This window comes from Ochrobactrum sp. BTU2 (genome assembly GCF_024539785.1).
Taxonomy (GTDB): domain Bacteria; phylum Pseudomonadota; class Alphaproteobacteria; order Rhizobiales; family Rhizobiaceae; genus Brucella; species Brucella anthropi.
The window spans coordinates 507020-524647 of the sequence record NZ_JAHWRG010000001.1; the positions used below are offsets into that span (position 1 = coordinate 507020).

Consider the following 17628-nt stretch of genomic DNA (forward strand, 5'->3'; position numbering starts at 1 on the left):
GTATGAGGCAAAACGCATTTAGATCGATCTAAATTATTGATGCCGGGAGGAGAAATCGGCACAATTGCGTACCGGGAGGTTCAGCATTGTATAATTTCAACTTCGCGCCTGTTTTCGCGGCGATGGATAAGTTGCTTGTCGGCGCGTGGCAGACAATTGAATTGTCTTGCGCGGCGATGGTGCTCGGCCTGATTGTTTCGATAGTCTGCGCGCTTGGGAAGACGTCTGGACCAAAGCCAGTACGCTTAATCATTGATGCCTATATCGAAATTATCCGCAACACGCCGTTTCTGGTGCAGATTTTCTTCATCTTCTTTGGATTGCCTTCTGCTGGTTTGCGATTGTCGCCCAACAGTGCAGCGCTTCTTGCGCTGGTGGTGAACTTCGGCGCTTACGGTACCGAGATTATTCGTGCCGGCATTGAATCCATTCATAAAGGTCAGGTGGAAGCAGGAACCGCACTCGGTCTCTCAAAGCTGCAAGTGTTCCGTTATGTGATCATGAAACCAGCTTTGCGGACGGTTTATCCGTCACTCACCAGCCAATTTATCTATCTGATGCTGACTTCGAGTGTGGTCTCCGTAATTTCCGCAAACGAACTTGCCGCGGCGGGTAACGATCTACAGTCGGCGACCTTCGCGAGTTTTGAGGTCTATATTGTTATCACGCTCATGTATCTCGTCATGTCCATCGGTTTCTCGGCCATTTTCTCAGTGATCGAGAAGGTGGCTTTTAAATACCCGTTGAGCCGATAGGAGCGGGCCATGATCAGACCTTTCGGCTGGAACGAATTTCTCATTATCGTCTATGCAGCGCAGTGGACCATTGCTCTTTCGGCTATTGCCTTTGTCGGCGGTGGCATCGGAGGGCTGCTTGTCGCGCTGATGCGTGTTTCGGACGCTCGCGCCCCACGTTACATCGCACTCGGCTTTATCAGGCTGTTTCAGGGTACACCGCTTCTGATGCAGCTCTTCCTGGTGTTCTTCGGCCTTAATATTTTCGGTCTGGGTATCAACCCCTGGATTGCTGCGACGATTGCGCTGACATTGCATGCAAGCGCTTTTCTCGGAGAGATTTGGCGCGGCTGTATTGATGCAGTGCCGCCCGGCCAACGTGAAGCGGCGACGGCATTGGGGCTGCGCTACTACAATCGCATGCGCTATGTGATCCTGCCACAAGCCGCACGCATTTCGGTTGCGCCGACAGTGGGCTTTCTCGTGCAGCTCATCAAAGGCACTTCGCTTGCCGCGATCATCGGATTTACAGAACTGACGCGACAGGGACAGATCATCAACAATGCGACGTTCAGCCCGTTCATGGTGTTTGGCACGGTAGCGGCTGTCTATTTTGTCCTATGCTGGCCGCTATCGATTTTGGCACGCCGAATGGAAACGAGGTTTTCTCGCGCTACAGCTCGGTAATTGGGGGGCTTCGGGAAGACGATCAGTATTTCCGACCGAATGTAAACCAACATGGCGTCAGGAAATGCATTGAAAATAACGAAACGGTGCCGGTGAGGAGACTGGTACTTAATAGGGAAGGGATAAACATGACTATTACCAGACGTTTGGCAATGGCCCTGATTGGTGCGGGTGCCCTTGCAACGGCGTTGGCACCGGCTGCATTCGCTCAGACCGTTGACGACATCAAGTCCGCTGGAAAAATCAAGATCGGTATGCTGGTCGACTTTCCGCCATTTGGCATCATGAACACCAGCAATGAACCGGACGGGTATGACGCCGATGTCGCGAAGTTGCTGGCGAAGGAGCTGGGCGTCGACGCACAGATCGTGCCAGTCACCGGTCCAAACCGTATTCCTTATCTGCAGAGCGGACAGGTGGACGTTCTGGTTGCCTCGCTGGGCATCACCGAGGAACGGGCAAAGAGCGTTGATTTCTCGCAGCCTTATGCTGGTATTTCGATTGGCGTATTCGGACCGAAGGACACCGTTGTTACAAAGCCGGAGGAGCTTTCTGGCAAATCGATCGGTGTCGCTCGTGCTTCAACACAGGACACGGCAGTAACCAAGGTAGCGCCGCAGGACGCCAACATCCGTCGTTTCGATGATGATGCGAGCGCAGTGCAAGCCCTGCTTTCGGGACAGGTTGAGTTGATAGGGCTCTCCAATGTCGTGGCTGCCGAAATCGAAAAAGCTGCTCCGGGCCGCTATGATCAGAAAATCCAGCTCAGCCAGCAAGTACAGGGTATCGCTGTTCGCAAGGGGGCGACGGAAATGCTCGAATTCGTCAACAAGTTCATCGAAAAGGCAAAGAGCGACGGCGAACTGAACAAGATTCATGAAAAGTGGCTCGGTGCGCCACTGCCGGATTTTGTCTCTCAGGCAAAGTAAGCTCTCGAATTCCGTCATGCCCGTCCATCCGACGGGCATGACGATCCAGTCCACGAAAGTGAGTTTCTCGACATGAACCAGATGGCTCAGGGAAAAGCGAACCGGTTGCCGCAGGATGCTTCAGATCCTGCAGTGCTCATGCAGGGAGTAAACAAGTGGTACGGCACTTATCATGCTCTCAGAGATATTGATCTGAATGTCGCTCGCGGTGAACGCATTGTTATTTGCGGTCCGTCTGGCTCGGGGAAGTCGACCCTCATCCGTTGTATCAATCAGCTGGAGACCATTCAGAAAGGCCGCATCATTGTAGACGGCCACGATCTGACGGCAGGTGGAAAGAATGTAGATATCGTCCGGCAGGAAACGGGCATGGTTTTCCAGCAGTTCAACTTGTTTCCGCATATGACGGTGCTTGAGAATTGCACTTTGGCTCCGATGAAAGTGCGTGGCGTTTCGAAAGTTGAAGCTGAGAAGACAGCGCGCAAATACCTCGAGCGTGTCCGCATTCCTGAACAGGCGGATAAGTATCCGGCCCAGCTATCGGGTGGCCAGCAACAGCGTGTGGCGATTGCCCGTGCGCTATGCATGAATCCCAAGATCATGCTTTTTGATGAGCCGACTTCTGCACTCGATCCTGAAATGGTCAAGGAAGTTCTGGACACCATGATCGATCTCGCCAAGGAAGGCATGACCATGCTCTGCGTTACCCATGAAATGGGTTTCGCGCGGCAGGTGGCAGATCGTGTCATCTTCATGGATCAAGGACAAATTCTTGAAATGGCGGAGCCGGAGGAATTTTTCGGCAATCCGAAGCATGAGCGCACGAAGGCATTTATCGGTCAGATTTCCTGAGCGTCTCTAGTAGTTTAGTAATGGAGTTTGAAGTGACGAACGAAGTTCTGCTTATCGAGCCGATGATGCCGTTGATCGAAGAGCGATTGGATGCATCTTACAAGATTCTTCGTCTATACAAGCCGGAAGACACGACGGCGATTGACGCGGCACTTGGCACCATTTGTGCTGTTGTTACCGGTGGCGGAACGGGGCTTTCCAATGGTTGGATGGAGCGTCTGCCATCGCTCGGCCTCATTGCCATCAACGGCGTTGGGACGGACAAGGTCGATCTTGCTTTTGCGCGGGATCGCAATGTACATGTCAGCACCACACCTGGCGTTTTGACCGATGATGTTGCCGACACAGGCATTGCTCTCATGCTGGCGGTTATGCGCCATGTTGTTCAGGGCGATCAATTCGTGCGGGAAGGCAAATGGGAGCGCCGTGAAGTATTTCCTCTTGGCGTTAGTCCCAAGGGGAAGCGGGTTGGCGTCCTGGGCCTTGGCCAGATCGGAAAGTCGTTTGCACGACGTGCAGAAGCATTCGGCATGGAAGTACACTATTGGAACCGCTCTCCTGTCGCGGGCACAAACTGGATTGCCCATGCAACGCCCGCGGAACTAGCGCAGCAGAGCGACGTACTCGCAGTGTGCGTCGCGGCTAATCCGTCGACGGCGAATATTGTGAACGCGGATGTGCTAGCAGCACTTGGAAGCAAGGGTTATCTAATCAATGTGGCCCGGGGCAGTGTGGTTGACGAAGATGCGCTTCTGGCTGCTTTGAATAACGAAACTATAGCCGGTGCCGGTCTTGATGTTTTCGTCAACGAACCTACGATCAGGGAGGATTTTCTGTCCGCACCAAACACCGTGCTGATGCCGCATCAAGGCAGCGCAACGGTTGAAACACGTGTCGGAATGGGTGAGCTCGTACTCGCCAATCTTGCCGCATATTTTTCCGGCGATGTCCCACCCACCAAAGTAAACTGAGTTATTCCCATGATTGTCAGGCAGGCCTTTTTTGAAGGCGCTATTCATTCTGGGCGCGAGGATGCGTTCAAAGCTTATGTCGCGAATATTCTTATGCCGATGTGGCTTGAATTTCCGGGAATCAGGGAAGTCCGAGTTCTTTATGCTGTCGAACGCGATGAAGGTGCGCCAGCCTATCCGATGGTGCTGTGGACCCAGTATGACAGTAGGGAAGCTTTGGCCAAAGCGCTTGCTTCACCTGTGCGATATGAAAGCCGGGAGGCAACGAAGGGGCTTCTGGAAATGTTCGACGGTCATATCCACCATCATGTTTTCGATCTCACCCTACGAGGGTGAGATCGTTTCTATTTTTCCCTTAAGCACCCCAGGTACGCTCAAGCACATTGATCCAGTTTGCATGGGCCAGCTTTACGATGGAAGCATCGTCGTAGCCGTGTTTACGGAAGGCGTCTATGACGAGCTGGAGATCACCGACATCGCGAAGCGTGGAAGAAATCGTGGTGCCGTCAAAATCGGAACCCAGAGCCAGATGGTCGATCCCGATGCGGTTGACAATGTAATCAGCATGGCGAACGAGTTCACTCAGATCCGTATTCGGATCGCGTTTTCCATCTTCGCGCAGGAATGAAACGCCAAAGTTAAGCCCGACGAGACCGCCAGTATCGCGAATGGCATCCAGCTGCTTGTCGGTCAGGTTGCGGCTTTGCTGGCAAAGCGCGTGCGCATTTGAATGCGAAGCCACGAGCGGCGCATCGGAAATTGCCGCTATGTCCCAGAAGCCTTTCTCGTTCATGTGGGAAAGGTCGACCATGACTTTGAGTTCATTGCAGGCGCGAATGAGCGCTTTGCCATGATCGGTGAGGCCCGGGCCGATGTCAGGCGACGCCGGAAACCGGAACGGGATGCCATGGGCAAAAATATTCGGACGGCTCCAGACAGGCCCAAGCGTTCTGAGGCCTGCCTCATGCAATACATAAAGGGCATCAAGGTCTTCGCTAAAAGCCTCCACACCTTCGATATGATAGACAGAAGCAAAAATGCCGTTGGCAAAGGCATCACGAATATCGGCTGCAGTTTTGCAAATACGAACCTTGCCTTCTGACGCCCGTTCGATTTTCAGAAGTACTGCCGACATGGCGAGCGTTGCCTTCATCGCATCCGTCTGGCTCGGAGTCGCCAGATTGCCATTAGTGTCGAGTTCTCGTGAAGGCGAGGGCACATATACGGCGCACAAGCCGCCGCCGAGCCCACCCTTCTGCGCGCGTGGAAGGTCGATATGGCCGACATTTTCTCCTTCAAGAAAACGCTTTTCAGGCGAGGAAGCATGCGATGACCACAGGCGCAACAGCACGTCGTTGTGACCATCGAAAACGGGTATCTTCTGTTCTGTCGCCATGGGGAAGCCTTTTCAAAATCAAGTCTGGTATTTGAGAGGGGTGATGGACCCAAGCGAGAAGAATTGCAAATGCGATTTCGGTCACTTGATATGACGGCCCTGCATGAAGGGCTATTCTTTCTTGCAAAAGCTCTCCTTTAGTTTGCCCTCATGCAAACTCTGCATAGGGAATGCAAAATTCTGCATTGGCCCCTGCCTCCGCTGACGTGATAGCGGGAAGCTGGAAAAATATATCCAGAGATAGAACGCTGTCGATAAGCGCCCGATGTCAGGGAGCCATTCAGAAAGCGTTGCAAGAGGAGCTCTCAATGATTTCAAGACGCGGTTTTCTGGCAGGTGCGGCTGCCGTTCCTTTCCTGTCCTATGCGAGCATTTTGCCTGCCATTGGAGCCGGGCGTCAGGATATTCTGGTTGTGGCCCAGCAGCTCGACAATATGACCAGTCTTGATCCGCATGAGAGCTTCGAAGCTGTCGGCAGCGAAGTCTGCAACAACATGTACCAGCGTCTGGTACATCCAAGCCTTTCCAATCCGGACCAGGTGGAAGGCGGCGTTGCTGTTTCCTGGGAAGCCGACGCTGATGGGAAGGTCTTCATCTTCAAGATCGATCCGAATGCAAAATTTGCAAGCGGCGCGCAGATCACGGCTGAAGATGCTGCTTTCTCGCTGCAGCGTGCGATCAAGATGAACAAGGGCCCGGCTTTCATCATTGGCCAGTTCGGTTTCACGCCAGAGAATGCAGAAAAGAACATCGTAGCGACCGATCCGTCGACATTGTCTCTGACGGTCGAGCAGTCGACATCGCTGCCGTTCCTGCTGTATTGCCTGTCGGCAAGCGTTGCCAGCATCGTGGAAAAGAAAACCGTTCTGGAAAATGCATCCGGTGACGATCTCGGTAACGGCTGGCTTCAGAAGAACAGCGCCGGTTCGGGCGAATGGGTTCTCGTTTCCTGGAAGCCGAGCGAAAGCATCATCCTGAACGTTAATCCACATGGCGCATACAAGGGCAATGTGAAGCGCATCCTTCTGCGTCACGTCGCGGACCCGTCTTCGCAGCTCTTGATGCTTCAGAAGGGTGATGTCGATATTGCCCGCAATCTGACGTCCGAGCAGTTGCGGGTTCTTCAGGGCAATGGTGATTTCGAGCTCGTCACCAAGGCAATCGCGGGCATTGGCCTGATGTCTCTCAATCAGAAGATTGAAAAGCTTACTAATCCAAAGCTCTGGCAGGCGATCAAGTGGGCGGTCGACTATCAGGGCATTCAGAAGAACATCGTTCCGCTGACGCACAAGGTGCACCAGACCATCATCCCGGAGGGTTTCCCCGGTGCGGTTAACGAAACGCCATTCCAGAAGGATTTGGAAAAGGCGAAAAGCCTGATGCAGGAAGCTGGTCTTGCCGATGGTTTTACCATCAAAATGGATCATTATTCTGCTCAGCCTTGGCCGGATATCGCACAGGCCATTCAGGCGAACCTCGCCGAAATTGGAATCAAGGTCGAACTTCTGGCCGCAGAGAACCGTCAGGTCCTCACCAAAATGCGTGCTCGCGAGCACGAAATTGCGCTGACCGCCTGGGGTTCTGACTACTTCGATCCGAACACTAATGCCGACGTTTTCTGTAACAATCCGGATAATTCGGATAATGCGGCTACCAAGCCTTTCGCCTGGCGCTCGTCCTATCAGAACGAGGAGTTCGCGAAGAAGTCGATTGCAGCCCGCGATGAACGCGATTCAGCAAAGCGCATCGAACTCTATGAGAATCTGCAGCGCGAATTCATGAACGATAGTCCGTTTATCGTGATGCTTCAGACCGTTACCACAGCTGCCTGCCGCAAGGATGTTACCGGAATGCGTCTCGGCGTCTTGTCCGATTCTCATTCCTATGCAGGGATCGCCAAGGCGTGAAGAAAAGCCTCAAGAACCTGACCGGTATCCTGAGCAGCGTGTTAATCACGCTGTTCGGGCTTATGGTCATTACCTTCATGATCGGCCGCGTCATGCCGGTCGATCCTGTTATTGCTGCGGTGGGCGACAATGCGCCAGAGGCTGTTATCCAGCGCGTCCGCGCGGAGATGGGGCTCGATCAGCCACTTGTAATCCAGTTCGTGCATTATGTCGGGCAGGTCCTGCACGGCGATTTCGGCAACTCTATTCTGACCCGTAATCCGGTGACACAGGATATCGCCCGTTATTTTCCCGCGACATTGGAACTGGCAACGGCTGCGCTTCTTGTTGCTGCTCTTATCGGTATTCCGCTGGGGGTGTGGGCTGCTGTCCGGCAGGGTTCCATCGTCGACCAGACGATCCGCGTGATCTGTCTTGCAGGGCACTCTGTTCCCGTTTTCATGCTGGCACTGATATCGCTTCTCGTCTTCTATGCGACACTCGATATAGCGCCCGGTCCGGGACGACAGGACATCATCTATGAAGGCATGATCCCGCATGTTACCGGCCTGCTCACGATCGATACTCTTATTGAGGGCGACTGGGACGCGTTCCGGGATGCCGTCTATCACATGATTCAGCCGGTTCTGATCCTCGCTTACTTCAGCATGGCGTATATCACGCGTATGACCCGCGCTTTCATGCTTGACGCACTCAAGGGTGAGTTCGTGATTACGGCACGTGCGAAAGGCTTGTCGCTGACCTCGGTCATCTGGAAACATGCTTTCCCGACCGTTGCCGTGCAGCTCGTGACAGTTCTGGCTCTCACCTATGCAGGTCTGCTGGAGGGTGCTGTCGTGACCGAGACGGTCTTCAGCTGGCCGGGCTTGGGACAGTATCTGACCGTGTCGCTGATGAATGCCGATATGAATCCGGTGGTGGGCGCTACACTGCTCATCGGTATCATTTATGTCGGGCTCAACCTGCTCGCCGATATCCTCTACAAAGTTCTGGATCCGCGTGTCCGATGATTTTTGCCAATTTTCATAACTGGGCGCTAGATGACTCGCCTGCTTCTCGTTCTCAGGCTAACTGGGGCAGGCGCTACCGCATTTGGGTGAACCTTCGGGCCAATCCGCTCGCGATGATTGGTCTCTTTATCATTGTCGCTTTCATCGTTTTGTCGTTGGCCGCACCATTGCTGGCGCCATATGATCCGAGTGTTCAAGACCTAGGCAACCGTCTGTCTGCTCCCACTGCCGCGCATTGGTTCGGGACTGATGAGCTAGGCCGCGATATCCTATCGCGCATTCTTTACGGTGGCCGCGTAACCCTTGGAATGGTTATCGCTGTTGTCATTCTCGTTGCGCCGATCGGGCTCTTTATCGGTTGTATCGCCGGCTATTTCGGCGGGATTGTTGACACCGCGTTGATGCGCGTCACTGATGTCTTTCTTGCGTTTCCTCGGTTGATCCTGGCGCTGGCCTTCGTGGCTGCGCTGAAGCCAGGTGTTGAAAGTGCCGTGCTTGCAATCGCATTGACTGCGTGGCCACCCTATGCGCGTCTGGCGCGTGCGGAAACCATGACTTTGCGCAAGAGCGATTTCATTGCAGCCGCCAAGCTGACCGGTGCATCGCCATTCCGCATCATTTTGCGTCACATCATGCCGCTTTGTGTGCCGAGCGTCATTGTGCGCATTACGCTCGACATGAGCTCGATCATCATCACCGCCGCAAGCCTTGGCTTCCTCGGAATGGGTGCACAGCCGCCGTCGCCCGAATGGGGTGCGATGATTGCCACTGCCAAGCGCTTTATCTTTGAACAATGGTGGGTTGCCACCATCCCCGGCATCGCGATCTTCCTCGTATCGCTCGCCTTCAATTTCCTCGGCGACGGTCTGCGCGACGTGCTCGATCCGAAGCAGAATTGAGAGAACAGATGCTGGTTGATATTAAAAATCTGCAGATCAGCTTTGAAACGCGCACCAGCCGTTTCGATGCTGTTCGCGGGATCTCGCTTCAGCTTGGTCGTGAAAAACTGGGCATTGTCGGTGAAAGTGGCTCGGGCAAGTCCTTGACCGCGCGAGCCCTCATGAAATTGCTGCCGCCAATCGCTGAAGTGAAGGCCGACAAGCTTTCATTCGATGGCATCGACATTCTGTCAGCCACCGAACGTGGCATGCGTCAGATACGCGGCAAGCGGGCAGGCTTTATTCTTCAGGACCCCAAATATTCGCTTAACCCGGTCAAGACCATTGGCGTGCAGGTAGCTGAAGCGTGGCGTACTCACAAAGGCGGTAGCAAACGTCAGGCAATGGATGCTGCGGTTGATCTTCTGGATCAGGTTATGATCCGCAATCCGCGCGACGTGGCAAAGCTTTATCCACACGAAGTTTCTGGTGGCATGGGCCAACGTGTCATGATCGCCATGATGCTGGCGCCCGATCCCGAACTGCTCATTGCTGACGAGCCGACATCCGCGCTCGACGCTACCGTTCAGGCGGAAATTCTTCGCCTGATCGACGATTTGGTTTCCAAGCGCGGAATGGGACTTCTCCTCATCAGCCACGATCTTCCACTCGTGTCGCATTTCTGCGACCGTGTCATGGTCATGTATATGGGCCGTGTCATGGAAGAATTGAAAGCCGCCGAACTTGTGCGTGCTGAGCATCCTTATACGAAGGGGCTTCTCAATTGCATTCCATCGCTCATGCATCCTCGTGATCGATTGCCGGTTCTTAATCGCGAAGAAAGCTGGCTGAACTCATGATAGTCATTGATCAACTTCGTATCAGCTTCAACGAGCATGAAGTCGTCAAGGGTGTGTCCTTCAATGTCGAGAAGGGCGGGAGCTTTGGAATTGTTGGTGAAAGCGGCTCGGGTAAATCCACTATTCTGCGCGCAATGGCGGGTCTCAACGAACAATGGAGTGGCCGCATCGCTTTCGACGGGAAGGACGTTGCTCCAAAGCGCACACCCGCCTTCTTCCGTCAGGTGCAGATGGTGTTTCAGGATCCCTTTGGCTCACTGCATCCACGCCAGACCATCGACCGTATCCTGAGCGAGCTTCTGCTGGTTCATGGTATCGGCGATATCGATAAGCGTATTGAAAAGGTTCTTGACGAAGTCGCGTTGCCCAAAGCTGCGCGGTTCCGTTTTCCGCACCAGCTTTCGGGCGGACAACGCCAGCGCGTGGCAATCGCGCGAGCCCTGATCGCCGAACCGGAAGTTCTGCTACTGGACGAACCGACATCGGCGCTTGATGTCTCGGTACAGGCTGAAATTCTCAATCTTCTCGCGGACTTGCGCGCTGAAAAGAATCTCACTTATGTGCTGGTGAGCCACAATCTCGCTGTGATCGCGCATCTCTGCCCGCAGGTGGGGGTGATGCAACATGGCGAGATGGTGGAACAGCTTAGCGCCGATGATTTGCGCGCTGGGCGAACGACACATCCGCATACCACAGAATTGCGCGCGCTAAGCGTCAATCTGGAAGAACCTGCCTGACGGAGTTTTCATGTCAACGCATGCTGACTGGAATGCGGCTTCGCTTGCCGCGAAAGTCTTGTCGAGAACCTGGGCCACGGATGAGCCGGGTGGCGTCATCATCGGTTTCGGCCCAGATGGAGTGAAATTTGCCTATGCGAGCGGGCTTGAAAACCTGTCTACGGGCGTGCCGTTCACGGCGAATACAGTCGTTCGCTACGCATCAGTCACGAAACATGCGTTTTGTGCGATGGTTCTCAAGCACAGCGATATCATCGGCCTCGAGGATCGGCTCGGCGACCATCTGCCGGAGTTGCAAAGTCCACTAGCCGATGTCACCGTGGGGCGTGCACTCGACATGACTGGTGGTCTGCCCGATACGCGGGAATGCCTCACACTTCTGGGGCTGTCTGTTTATACAGAAACGGAAGCGGGTCAGCTTCTGGATTACCTTGCTTCTCTCAACCGGCTCAATTTCGAAGCGGGTTCGGAAATTTCGTATTCCAACACCGGTTATCGTCTGGTGGAAGCTGCACTGGAGCGAAAAGGGTTTCGCTTCAATGATTTCGTTAAATCGGATATTGCGCTGCCTCTCGATATTTTCATGGAAGCGCCGGACGTCTGGAATGATCCGGTCGCGGGCCTGGTTCCCGGTTACTGGAAGTCTGACGAAAAATGGCAGCTCAGCTCTGCTGGCCTGCACATTTCGGCTTCTGGCAGCCTGACTGGCAGTGGCATGGCGCTGACCAAATGGGCACAAGCACTTGTTAATGGCGAGGGCGTGTTCAAAGGTTTGCTCGATAAACTGTCAGCTGACCGTCGTCTCTCTGACAGACGAGTAACCGGTTACGGTCTTGGGCTGCGGTGGAACGAAGTGGCTGGCAAGCGGTTTGTTGGACATGGTGGCTCGCATCCCGGCTACAAGAGCTATTTTCTGCTCGATCCAGCCGCGAAAACCGGCATGATTGTTGTTTCAAATCGTGAAGACGCCAACACCTATAAGATGGCGCGAGATTGCATGGCCGCTCTCAACGGATTGTCGTTGCCAGAGACCAATTGCACGATCCCCGACGGGCTTTATGTGACGGAGAGTGGACCGTTCTGGCTGGAAATGCGCAACGGTATAGCCAACTGGCTTGATTCCGAAGACACGCTTTACGATATCGGCGATGGCTGGTTCTCATCCCTGTCGCCGTCTTCGCCGGTTGAACTCCGCTGGACGGGTACGGAACTGGAGGGTGAGATTGGTTACGTATCTCGCCGGTTGAAGCCGGTGACACCGAAACCTGTGTGCCGGGAACTCGACGGCCACTGGCAGGCATCGCCCTATGGCGCCAGTTTCGATATCAAGGATGGTCACCTCATCATGGGTATAGGCCCGGCACGCCGAGCCATGCCGCTGGAAGACCTCGGTCAGGGGCGCGCGCTGTTTACGTTGCATGACGGCCCTTGGACCAAGCGCGTCTGTCTGCATAAGCTTGATGACAATCGGGTCGAGCTCGTTCTCAGCCGAGCCAGAATGATCGAATACGTCCGGTAATCTGGACATTCGTGGGTTATGGACGCGGCGGAAGGGTGACCTTACCGCCGCGTCTTGCATTGTGGTAACTTTCGACAATTGATTCCGAATGTGAGGTGACGTGATGCTGGAACGGATGATCGATCAGGGCGCAGGTCGGGAACCTGCCGACATCGTGCTGAAGGGCGGCCGTTTCTTCGATCTCGTAACCGGTGAACTTGTTGAAAGTGACATCGCAATCTGCGGTGACCGGATTGTTGGAACATTCGGCAACTATCAGGGCAAGCATGAAATCGACATTTCCGGACGGATCGTCGTGCCGGGATTTATCGATACGCATCTTCACATAGAATCTTCCCACGTAACGCCGCATGAGTTCGACCGGTGTGTATTGCCACAGGGCGTTACCACGGTCATTTGCGACCCGCACGAGATTGCGAATGTGCTGGGTGCTGAAGGCATAAAGTTTTTCCTCGATAGCGCGTTGGAAACCGTCATGGATATCCGCGTGCAGCTTTCAAGCTGTGTGCCCGCGACCCATATGGAAACGTCTGGCGCCGAGCTTCTGATCGATGATCTGTTGCCTTTTGCTGACCATCCCAAGGTGATCGGTCTTGCGGAGTTCATGAATTTTCCAGGTGTTCTGGCGAAAGATCCCGAATGCATGGCGAAGCTCAAAGCGTTTCAGGGACGCCATATTGATGGTCATGCGCCGCTTCTGCGCGGGCTCGATCTGAACGGCTATGTTTCCGCAGGTATTCGCACCGAACACGAGGCGACAAGTGCGGAAGAAGCGCTGGAAAAGATGCGTAAGGGCATGCATGTATTGGTGCGCGAAGGGTCAGTTTCCAAGGATCTGAAAGCGCTTATGCCGATCATTACCGAGCGCCACGCGCAGTTTTTGGCACTGTGCACAGATGACCGGAATCCGCTCGATATTGCCGATCAGGGCCACCTCGATTATCTTATCCGCACGGCGATTGCAGGCGGCGTGGAGCCGATTGCCATCTACCGGGCCGCTAGCGTTTCTGCCGCCCGCGCTTTCGGTCTTTTTGATCGCGGTCTGGTTGCGCCGGGCCAGCGCGCCGACCTTGTTGTGGTGGATAGTCTCGAAGGTTGTCACGCTGAAATCGTGTTGTCGGCGGGCAGGGTGATTTCAGAGGATTTGTTTGCCGCTCGCAAGACTGTTGCTCCTGTCGGGCGCAATAGCGTCAAGGCATCGAAAGTCAGCGCTTCCAGTTTCCGCTCTCATTCCAACAGCGGCAAGACGCGTGCAATCGGTATAATTCCGGGCAAGATCATAACGGAAAGCCTCGAATTCGATCTGAAGGTTGGCCCGAACGGCGTTGAACCCGATTTCGAAAAAGATGTAGTCAAGATTGCCGTTGTCGAACGTCACGGCAAAAATGGAAATATTGCGACCGGCTTTGTGCACGGCTTCGGCTTGAAATCAGGTGCAATCGCGTCAACCGTCAGTCATGACAGCCATAATATCTGTGTGGTTGGCACGTCAGACGAAGATATTGCTGCAGCTGCCAATCGGTTGGGCGAAATTGAAGGTGGTTTCGTTGTCGTGCGAGATGGCAAGGTGTTGGCTGAAATGCCTTTGCCCATTGCCGGATTGATGAGCGCCGAACCATATGAAACTGTCCGCGACCAGCTTCGCGTGCTGCGTCATGCAGCGGAAGAACTGGGTTCCGTTCTGGAGGAGCCATTCTTGCAACTGGCCTTCATCGCCTTGCCTGTGATCCCGCATCTCAAGATCACTGATCGCGGCCTCGTGGACGTCGACAAATTTGCATTTGTCGGGAACTGATCAATGCAACCCGCCGACACCCAGCAGTTCTTCGACGGTCTGCTGGTTTTCGGTGAGTTCTGCTGAAGTGCCAGACCATGCGATGCGCCCACGTTCCAGTATGATGACGTGATCGGCAAAATCGAGTGCACTCTGGATGCGCTGTTCGACAAGCAGAATCGTCATGTCTCCCTTCTGCGCAAGTGTCGAGAAAGCAGCCATCAGTTCTTCACAGATGACAGGAGCAAGCCCTTCCAGCGGCTCATCGAGCAGCAGCACTGTCGGTCGCCCGAGAATGCTGCGCGCGGTGGAAAGCATCTGTTGTTCTCCCCCGGAAAGCTGCGACCCAAGATTGCTGCGTCGTTCCTTAAGACGCGGAAACATCGCATAGGCTTCTTCGAGCGCATTCTTTGGTCGGTTTTTGAGGCCAACGAAGAGATTTTCTTCGACAGTGAGGGTCGGGAAAACATCGCGGGTTTGCGGCACGTAGCCGAGGCCAGCAATTGCGCGCGCGGCTGATGGAAGCGTGGCGATATTCTTCCCATTCAGCAGAATTTCACCGCCATAACGGCGCGTTTGCCCTGCGATAGTGGCAAAGAGGCTGGTCTTGCCGACACCATTGCGGCCCAGAATGGCAAGTCGCGATCCCGGTTCTGCTTTGAACGATACATTCTCGATGACGCGCGTGGGGCCGTAACCGGAGGAGAGATTGCGAATTTCAAGCGAGGCGGCACTCATTGCGCATAGCTCCCGAGATAGGCTTCGCGGACGCGGGCATCCTGCACGACGTCTTCCGGCAATCCGTCAAAGATCACAGTTCCGGCAGCTAGAACGACCACACGCTTTGCGAAGCGAAAAACGAGGTCCATATCGTGCTCGATCATGAGTACTGCCAGATCGGCCGGTAGTCGGTCGAGCGCTTCCTCAATGCGGCCCGTGTCGCTCTGTGGAACACCCGCAGCTGGTTCATCAAGCAGCAGAACTTTGGGTCGAAGCGCCAATGCAAGTGCAATCTCCAGAAGCCGCTGTTGGCCATATGCGATCTCACTCACCCGCAACTGTCCGAGATGCCGAAGCCCGAGCGTATCGAGAATATCGCGCACTTCATCCATGACTTCAGGCATTTTGCGATAGTTTCCGAGAATACGTCCCGTCTTGCCTTCGCGTTGCAAAACAGCAAGAGCCACGTGTTCTTCGGGTGTCATGTCGAAGAAGAGACGGGTCACCTGAAATGAACGCACCAGTCCACGCCTGACGCGCTGCATGGCGTTGAGCCGGGAGACGCTCTCTCCATCCAATGCCACGGTGCCAGAAGTTGCCGCGAGGTTGCCTGTAACCAGATTGACGAAAGTGGTCTTGCCCGCTCCATTGGGACCAATGAGGGCGACGCGGTCGCCTTTCGCCATACTGAGCGAAACATCGTTTGTAACTGCCAGACCGCCGAAACTTTTGTGCAGTTTCGTTACTTCAAACACGGTACTCATTTGCGGCGCGCCTTCTTTTCAAAGTAATAGGCGACGGTTCCATAGAGGCCGCGCGGCGCGAATAGCACGACGGCGATCAGCAGAACCCCAACCATTGTAAGCCAGTGGAAGGGGTTCGCAGCAGAGACGAGGTCTTCGAACCACATGAAGACAACTGTGCCGATCAGTCCTCCGAACAGCGATCCCGTGCCACCGAGAACCAGCATTACCAAAGCTTCCGCCGACATGGTGAAGCTAAGACTGTCTAGTCCGACAACCTGCGTTGAAATGGCGTTCAGCGCGCCACCGATGCCAGCAACAGCGCCCGAAATGACATACATGCGAAGCTGTGCTGACTGGACCGAAGCGCCCATGGCATGAATGCGGATCGGGTCTTCTTTCACACCTCGGCAAAGCATACCGAAGGGTGAACGAACAACATAACGTAGGAAGATGAACGAAACGAGCAGCAGGAATACGGCATAGACATAGACCGTGTGTCCGTAGAGATCGAACTCGAACATGCCAAAGATCGGATCGGGTGAAATGCCGCTTAGTCCGTCACTGCCGCCGGTCCAGCTTGATGCCTTGTTTGCAGCTTCGTGGAACAGATGAACAACGGCAATCGATAGAACGAGTTGAGCGAGCCCGTGTGCGCGCAGAATAACGGCTCCGGAAACAAGCCCGGTGATAGCTCCTGCAACAAGACCGATAAGTGTCATCAGGATCGGGTCGGTAATACCGAAATGGGCAGCAGCGATGCCGGCACCATAGGCACCAGCGCCAAACAAAGCAGCATGGCCGAGCGTTGCTATACCGCAATAGCCCGTCACCAGATCGAGTGACAATACGAGCAAGGCAATGGCAATGATGCGTGTCAGCAGCGCCAGATTGTCGGGGAACAAAAACCAGCCGCAAATACTGGCAGCGATAATTGCTGCTACGCCAGCAAGACCCGCATAGGAGTGACGGTATTGGGAGAGAGCTTGCGTCATATCGGTCATTTTTTGGCCAGCCTTCCTGCAAGACCACGCGGGAACAGCGTCACAATGACGATTACTGCCAGATAGAAGAAGAACTCGCCATATTCCGGTGCCAGATAACGCCCGGTTGTATCGATTGCTCCGAGCAGGAGGCAGGCAATCAGCGCTCCGGGTATGGAGCCTGCGCCGCCGACAGAGACGACGACCAGAAATGTCACCATGTAGCGGAGTGCATAGTAGGGTTCGACAGGTAGAAGTTCGGCGCCGACGACACCGCCGAAAGCTGCAAGCCCAATGGCAAGCGCAAAGCTGATGGCGTAAACGATTTCGGTTCTGACACCGAGTGCAGCCGCCATGTTGGCATTGTCGACGGCAGCGCGCAGTTTCACGCCGAAGGCAGTGCGTTCGATGATGTACCAAAGACCAAGGGCCACCGCGAAGCCGCACCCGATTGCAAAGATGCGATGCTTGGCAATTGCCCGAAAGCCGAGATCGACAGATCCACGCAACATTTCAGGCAAAGGAATGGTCTTCAGCGTTGGTCCGAATATATAGTTGGTGAGACCGATAATGCAGAAAGTGATACCGATGGTCATCAGCACCTGCGTCAGTTCAGGCGCCCCATAAATGCGCCGATAGAGCAATCTCTCCACGGGAACGGCGATTATCATCGTGCCGACGACCGCGATGATGATCGCAAAGCCGTAATTGAGGCCAAGCTGCTGGGCAGCATAGGATGCAAAATAGCCGCCGATCATTGCAAATGCGCCGTGAGCGAGATTGACGACGCGCATCAAGCCCATGGTGACCGAAAGGCCGATGGAAATGACGAAAAGCACCATGCCATAGGCGAGGGCATCGACAGCAATGCTGAGCACAGTCTGCATTGAGTGGTCCTGTTGGGCGTATCCCGAAAAACGCGAAAAGG

17 protein-coding genes and 1 pseudogene are annotated in these 17628 nt (G+C 54.5%); 13 read left to right on the forward strand and 5 right to left on the reverse strand.

All coding sequences use genetic code 11. The annotated features are described in order from the left end of the window. Nucleotides 1-86: 86 nt before the first annotated feature. The 6 genes from KWJ32_RS02405 to KWJ32_RS02430 all read left to right on the forward strand — a co-directional run bounded on the left by KWJ32_RS02405 (nt 87) and on the right by KWJ32_RS02430 (nt 4509). A complete protein-coding gene (locus KWJ32_RS02405; RefSeq protein WP_010658935.1) occupies nt 87-755 on the forward strand; it encodes an amino acid ABC transporter permease in 669 nt (222 codons plus the stop codon). A gap of 9 nt (nt 756-764) precedes the next feature. Beyond that, on the forward strand, nt 765-1421 hold the full coding sequence (locus KWJ32_RS02410) for an amino acid ABC transporter permease (RefSeq protein ID WP_010658934.1): 657 nt from the start codon (nt 765-767) through the stop codon (nt 1419-1421). A gap of 128 nt (nt 1422-1549) precedes the next feature. After that, entirely contained in the window at nt 1550-2350 is an 801-nt protein-coding gene (locus KWJ32_RS02415) for a transporter substrate-binding domain-containing protein (RefSeq protein WP_012093121.1), read from the forward strand. A 72-nt stretch (nt 2351-2422) separates the two neighbouring features. After that, on the forward strand, nt 2423-3202 hold the full coding sequence (locus tag KWJ32_RS02420) for an amino acid ABC transporter ATP-binding protein (RefSeq protein WP_012093120.1): 780 nt from the start codon (nt 2423-2425) through the stop codon (nt 3200-3202). Nucleotides 3203-3222: 20 nt separating this feature from the next. Then, the gene (locus KWJ32_RS02425; protein WP_012093119.1) at nt 3223-4173 is read left to right on the forward strand and encodes a 2-hydroxyacid dehydrogenase; all 951 of its coding nucleotides are present in this window, start codon (nt 3223-3225) and stop codon (nt 4171-4173) included. Between the two features lie 9 nt (nt 4174-4182). Continuing rightward, complete coding sequence (locus KWJ32_RS02430; RefSeq protein WP_012093118.1) at nt 4183-4509, forward strand: hypothetical protein; 327 nt, start codon at nt 4183-4185, stop codon at nt 4507-4509. A gap of 19 nt (nt 4510-4528) precedes the next feature. Here the strand turns inward: KWJ32_RS02430 and KWJ32_RS02435 are convergent, their stop codons facing one another. Further along, on the reverse strand, nt 4529-5569 hold the full coding sequence (locus tag KWJ32_RS02435; protein ID WP_012093116.1) for a dipeptidase: 1041 nt from the start codon (nt 5567-5569) through the stop codon (nt 4529-4531). Nucleotides 5570-5877: 308 nt separating this feature from the next. On the opposite strand from KWJ32_RS02435, the gene KWJ32_RS02440 reads away from it, so the two are divergent. The 7 genes and pseudogenes from KWJ32_RS02440 (at nt 5878) to ade (ending at nt 14275) form a co-directional block, all read left to right on the forward strand. After that, nucleotides 5878-7476, forward strand: coding sequence for an ABC transporter substrate-binding protein (locus tag KWJ32_RS02440; protein ID WP_012093115.1), 1599 nt, complete (start codon nt 5878-5880; stop codon nt 7474-7476). Next, a complete protein-coding gene (locus tag KWJ32_RS02445) occupies nt 7473-8486 on the forward strand; it encodes an ABC transporter permease (RefSeq protein ID WP_010658927.1) in 1014 nt (337 codons plus the stop codon). The genes KWJ32_RS02440 and KWJ32_RS02445 overlap by 4 nt, the downstream gene beginning before the upstream one ends. After that, complete coding sequence (nikC, locus tag KWJ32_RS02450; RefSeq protein ID WP_012093113.1) at nt 8483-9385, forward strand: nickel transporter permease; 903 nt, start codon at nt 8483-8485, stop codon at nt 9383-9385. The genes KWJ32_RS02445 and nikC overlap by 4 nt, the downstream gene beginning before the upstream one ends. An 8-nt stretch (nt 9386-9393) precedes the next feature. After that, on the forward strand, nt 9394-10224 hold the full coding sequence (locus tag KWJ32_RS02455; protein ID WP_012093112.1) for an ABC transporter ATP-binding protein: 831 nt from the start codon (nt 9394-9396) through the stop codon (nt 10222-10224). After that, a complete protein-coding gene (locus KWJ32_RS02460; RefSeq protein ID WP_012093111.1) occupies nt 10221-10961 on the forward strand; it encodes an ABC transporter ATP-binding protein in 741 nt (246 codons plus the stop codon). Before KWJ32_RS02455 ends, KWJ32_RS02460 begins: the two co-directional genes overlap by 4 nt. Before the next feature lie 10 nt (nt 10962-10971). Further along, nucleotides 10972-12480, forward strand: coding sequence for a serine hydrolase domain-containing protein (locus KWJ32_RS02465; protein WP_012093110.1), 1509 nt, complete (start codon nt 10972-10974; stop codon nt 12478-12480). A 54-nt stretch (nt 12481-12534) separates the two neighbouring features. Then, nucleotides 12535-14275: pseudogene (gene ade, locus KWJ32_RS02470) on the forward strand (adenine deaminase). Here ade and KWJ32_RS02475 read toward each other — a convergent pair. The 4 genes from KWJ32_RS02475 to KWJ32_RS02490 are packed head-to-tail and all read right to left on the reverse strand — an operon-like array spanning nt 14276 to nt 17587. Continuing rightward, a complete protein-coding gene (locus tag KWJ32_RS02475; protein ID WP_012093107.1) occupies nt 14276-14992 on the reverse strand; it encodes an ABC transporter ATP-binding protein in 717 nt (238 codons plus the stop codon). After that, nucleotides 14989-15738, reverse strand: coding sequence for an ABC transporter ATP-binding protein (locus KWJ32_RS02480; RefSeq protein ID WP_012093106.1), 750 nt, complete (start codon nt 15736-15738; stop codon nt 14989-14991). The genes KWJ32_RS02475 and KWJ32_RS02480 overlap by 4 nt, the downstream gene beginning before the upstream one ends. Continuing rightward, on the reverse strand, nt 15735-16721 hold the full coding sequence (locus tag KWJ32_RS02485) for a branched-chain amino acid ABC transporter permease (RefSeq protein ID WP_012093105.1): 987 nt from the start codon (nt 16719-16721) through the stop codon (nt 15735-15737). The genes KWJ32_RS02480 and KWJ32_RS02485 overlap by 4 nt, the downstream gene beginning before the upstream one ends. After that, entirely contained in the window at nt 16718-17587 is an 870-nt protein-coding gene (locus KWJ32_RS02490; RefSeq protein ID WP_012093104.1) for a branched-chain amino acid ABC transporter permease, read from the reverse strand. Before KWJ32_RS02490 ends, KWJ32_RS02485 begins: the two co-directional genes overlap by 4 nt. Between the last annotated feature and the right edge of the window lie 41 nt (nt 17588-17628).